This window comes from Rhodococcus sp. NPDC057014, from assembly GCF_042673295.1.
Taxonomy (GTDB): Bacteria; Actinomycetota; Actinomycetes; order Mycobacteriales; family Mycobacteriaceae; genus Rhodococcus_F.
On record NZ_JBHUSF010000656.1, the window covers coordinates 1 to 1,098 of the forward strand.

Genomic DNA, 1,098 nt, shown 5'->3' on the forward strand with positions numbered 1-1,098 from the left:
CGTGACGCGCGATTTCCTTGGCGGCGAGGGCGCCGGTGACGGGGCCGAGGGTCACCCCGAGGGTGCCGTGGCCGGTGGCCAGGTACAGGCCCGCCTGCCCGGGGACCGGACCGATGATCGGCAGGTCGTCCGCCGAGGTGGGGCGGTGACCGACCCACTGGATTTCGACGTCGGTGGGGCGCCAGTCCTCGAGGAAGCTCAGGCCCTGCCGCACCACCATGTCGAGCCGCTTCTGGTTCAGCGTGAAATCGCGGTTGCCGATGTCGAAGGTTCCCGACAGTCGCACGGCGTTGCCGAACGGTGAGCAGGCCACCATGTTCTCGTACAGCTTGAGCGGGTGCGCCGGGGCGGTGCCCTCGCCGAGGGCGGTCATGCTGGTGCCCTTGGCCGCTTCGAGCGGCACCGTCACGCCGAGCGGGGCGAGCAGGGTGCGGCTGGGGTAGCCGGCGGCGACGACGACGTTGTCGGCGACGATCTCCCGCCCGGACTCGGTCGTTACCATCCACTGGCCGCTGCTGCGGGCCGTGATCGCGGTGACCGCATCGTGTTCCGCGACCTCGCCGCCGTTGGCCTGCACCCATTTCGCGAGCCCCTGACACAGCGTCTCGGGCCGCACGTGCCGTTCGCTCTCGAGGTGCAGCGCACCGGCGAGGTCGCGGCGGATCGCCGGGTCGAACGCGGCAGCGTCCTCACCGCGGTAGACCTTGACGCTGCCCACGTAGCCGAGCGAGCGCATCTTGGTGACGATCTGTTCGTAGTGGACGAGGTTCTCCTCCTCCTTGAACACCACCGCCAGCCCGTCGGTGTAATGCTCGAAGCTCACGCCCCGCTCGATCAGCGAATCGAAGTAGCTGTGCGCTGGACGGGCGAAGTCCTGCAGAGCGGCAGTGCTTTTCGCGTTCCGCTTCTTCGTGCTCGCGCGCAGGAACTTCGTGATCCAGCCGGCGAAGCTCGGCTCGAGATGCGGGCGCATCCGGGCCGGTCCCTCGGTGCTGGTGAAACTTCGGAACGCGTCCCGAACCGCACCCGGTGCGGCGCGGGGAGTGGACAGGAACGGGGTCACCCAGCCGGCGTTGCCGGCCGATGCCGCGGCACCGA

1 protein-coding gene is annotated in these 1,098 nt (G+C 69.6%); it reads right to left on the reverse strand.

Annotation, left to right across the window (positions count from 1 at the left end; translation table 11 throughout):
- Positions 1–1,098 (reverse strand): NAD(P)/FAD-dependent oxidoreductase (locus ACFTZB_RS45800; RefSeq protein WP_378442655.1); only part of this gene is annotated, 1,098 nt, incomplete at both ends.